This window comes from Dehalococcoidia bacterium (assembly GCA_028711995.1).
Classification (GTDB): Bacteria; Chloroflexota; Dehalococcoidia; order SZUA-161; family SpSt-899; genus JAQTRE01.
Map to the genome: position 1 here is coordinate 1 of JAQTRE010000214.1, position 3,279 is coordinate 3,279.

At 51.6% G+C, this 3,279-nt stretch carries 3 protein-coding genes; 1 reads left to right on the plus strand and 2 read right to left on the minus strand.

Annotated elements, in window-relative coordinates; all coding sequences use genetic code 11:
* Positions 1-292 (minus strand): AsnC family transcriptional regulator (locus PHV74_15660; GenBank protein MDD5095788.1); only part of this gene is annotated, 292 nt, incomplete at its 3' end.
* Positions 293-1,312: 1,020 nt separating this feature from the next.
* On the opposite strand from PHV74_15660, the gene PHV74_15665 reads away from it, so the two are divergent.
* Positions 1,313-2,383 carry an IS110 family transposase gene (locus PHV74_15665; protein MDD5095789.1) on the plus strand — a complete coding sequence of 357 codons (1,071 nt, stop codon included), beginning with the start codon at positions 1,313-1,315 and terminating at the stop codon, positions 2,381-2,383.
* Between the two features lie 274 nt (positions 2,384-2,657).
* Here the strand turns inward: PHV74_15665 and PHV74_15670 are convergent, their stop codons facing one another.
* Positions 2,658-2,978 carry a thiamine pyrophosphate-binding protein gene (locus PHV74_15670; GenBank protein ID MDD5095790.1) on the minus strand — a complete coding sequence of 107 codons (321 nt, stop codon included), beginning with the start codon at positions 2,976-2,978 and terminating at the stop codon, positions 2,658-2,660.
* Positions 2,979-3,279: the final 301 nt, after the last annotated feature.

Consider the following 3,279-nt stretch of genomic DNA (forward strand, 5'->3'; position numbering starts at 1 on the left):
TGGAGTACTCCAGGTCGGCTATTTTGGCAGCTACGCCATCCACTCTGCCGGGGCGGGTGTTTATCCCGAGCAATATGAGGGTCAGGTATCCCAGGTTTTTAGGGTCAGCGATGGTGACGAATGAAATAATCCCTTCGTCCAGGAGGGCTTGTAGCCGCCGCTGCACTGTAGTATGGCTTGTGCCCAGCTTGACCCCGAGTTCCACGGAGCTCTTTCGGGCATCAATTCCCAGTTCTCTAATGAGCATCAGATCCAATTTATCCAGTAGTCTTCCAGTGATTTCCGTACCCATAACATATACTTGGCTATCGCAATCTTGCGCAGCGCTGATATACGGGATGACCTTGCGGATTTGATCCTGCGCATTCTTCAGATTTCATAGAGTGAAATTGCTGAGTCGGGCAGGATACCTCCGGCACGGTTGCCACCCACTCGAAGCTTCTATTTGACAGACTGAGTGATTGCATTTTTGCACAACCAGACGGAGCTGGCTTTCGCACCTTTTCGTTGATCGCGGTGACCTTCTCGGTGTCGTCTGCAGTCAGATGGACACATTTGACCAAACCCCCTTAGATTTTATCCTGATAACCCCTCAGATACTTGACTACGAAGGAGCAGGGTCCTTTCGTCCGTGTCCAATTCTGCTCATGCTTTCAGTTCCCATCAACTGTGTCAAAGAATGTCCAACTATTACCCTCTTGATATACTGTGCATAGATGTCCCTCATACTCTTCTTCTTCCCCCAACCTTGGGGTTAGGGGAATTAACAGGCCCTAATCAGAGGTCTCCCAGATGTCCTCTACTTCTGGCCATTGTACGCCTCATAAGTATGGTTGAACAACGACCAGAAGTCCCAGCCGTCCTGTCCAAAAGTTTGACAACGATTATCATAACAACCTTCTCTTTTTTGCGTATGACAAAGGATTGAATGTGATTCATGTGCCTGTTCATATTACAGGGTTGTTCAGTTTTGTTTTCAGCCTCGATGTCGCTGAGTTAATGACACTTTCACCCCACGATTGTAGACCGTCAGCTAAAATACAACACATAGTGTCCACTACGACCGTACACTGATTGGAGTAAGATGGAAAAAACGGACTGCGATAATATAGTCAGGCCACTTTCAGGGAAGGGCCTGACTCCAAAACGGACCGGCTCAGTGCCTTCTTGGTGATCTGTCGACTCAATCTGGAGGTGGCCACGAGAAGTACCCCATCCGGCGAATAGTGACCTTATAGGAGCATGGCTAAGCCTCGTCGCAGTCCTGTCCATTCGCTTGGCTTGAGGGTACAGTCTGATGAAGGAGGAGACTGTGAATTCTCAAGGTGGCCTTCCTGTTCTTGGAGTTATTGTCGGGGTCGATACCCATAAGGATCAGCACGTGGCGGTAGCCATCGATACACTAGGCGCTCGGATCGGCCAGCACACGTTGCCTACAACCTGCGCAGGATACTTGAGCTTGGAGCGATGGGCAAATAGTATAGGGAAGATAGAGGCATTCGGCATCGAAGGCACCGGCTCCTACGGAGCTGGCCTGTCTCGGTATCTGAGCAACCGAGGGCATCGGATTATCGAGGTGAATCGGCCGGACCGGTCCACTCGTCGCAGGAAGGGTAAGAGTGATCCCACCGATGCTGAAATGGCAGCCAGAGCGGTGCTCTCCGGCGTGGCTCGGGAAGAGCCAAAATCCGGTGTCGACGTGGTGGAAATGATCCGGATGATCAAGAGCGCCAAAGATTCTGCGATGAAGGCTCGTACACAATCGATCAATCAGATGAAGGCTCTGGTTGTTACTGCCCCGGTTGAACTTCGATCCGCACTGCGGGATTTGACCACTAGCCAACTGATAGCCCGTTGTGCCAGGTGGCGTCCCGGGAAACTGCTGACGGCAACGTCAGCGGCTAAGTACACTCTATGGTCGTTGGCCCGGCGTCACATCCATCTTACACGGGAGATAGAGGCTCTCGATGTCCACCTGGAGACGCTGACGACGGCAGTTGCCCCGAGGCTGACGCAATCTTTTGGCATTGGCCCTGACACCGCTGCCACACTCTTGGTCACCGCTGGCAGCAACCCTGAGCGTCTCAGATCCGAGGCAGCTTTTGCCGCCCTGTGCGGGGTAAATCCCATACCTGCTTCGTCAGGCAAAACTAATCGGCACCGTCTTAATCGTGGTGGCGACCGCCGAGCAAATGCCGCCATCCATCGAATTGTGATTGTCAGGCTCCGCCACGACGAGAGAACCAGGGCATACTTGAAACGTCGCACGGAGGAGGGAAAGACCAAAACGGAAGCCATCCGCTGCCTGAAACGCTATGTCGCTCGTGAAGTATTCGCCATTCTCCGTGGCCTTGCTAAACCGAATATCGTTCCATGTCCTTGACATCTATTATCGCAGTCCACTATTGCCATCCGACCTCAATAACCTCTCAGGTGGGAAATTCGGAGGCAGAGATAAGAAACCTCTGATGAAGTGAGTAAAAGATTCAATCGGAGAGAATTCCTAGCATAAGATCAGGTTAAAGGGCGATTTTCCTATGGTTCTGCCCTCTCGATAACTCTTTTTGCGGCGATTTTCGGGAGTTCGAGAACACGTCACGCCCTCATCATCAGTAAATCCTTGATTCACCGCTTTCCAACTCCAGCAATCCCTTGTGTCAGTATTGCGAGCTCTTGCCTTGGCCAATATACACCACCGGACTCGGCGTTAAATAGGCATTGGCGATGCCAGTATAGGCATTAGTAAAAGCAGCGCCTCTACCGAACATAGCTACTCCCGGCTTGCCAGTGATCCTGGACCAGCCATCAGCAGCGGTAGCAGCACCTTGCTCACTACGCATACCTATGACCTTAATGCCATTGGCCTCACAGCCCTCATAGCAAGCCGCTAATCCGATCACACATAGCGTGAAAACACATTCCACCCCCTCCGCCTTGAGCGCCCTTGCTGTTAAATATCCACCGTTTGCTGTCGTCATTGTTCATTCTCCTGAATTAGTTGCGAGTGCATGTCCAAGGTTGTTAGGGATGTGCTGATTAAGTTCTGATCAACCCCCTGCCCCCAATCTTGGGGGATGAAAGAGAAGCTGGGGGATACCCCCAGACCCCCGGCAGGAGGAATCCTGCACCACTTGATCAGAGATACTATGAAGGCCCGGATCAAGATATCCTCTTGGTAAGTGAAAAAAACAACAAGAGGAGGAATCATGACCCAAGCGACCCCCGAAAGACATGATAACGGAAACGAGCAAGCGTTGTACATGGCATTTGAACTGAGTC

Coding starts and splice junctions, on each gene's coding strand:
- PHV74_15670 (MDD5095790.1), bottom strand. CDS start 2,978: ATGACGACAGCAAACGGTGGATATTTAACAGCAAGGGCGCTCAAGGCG.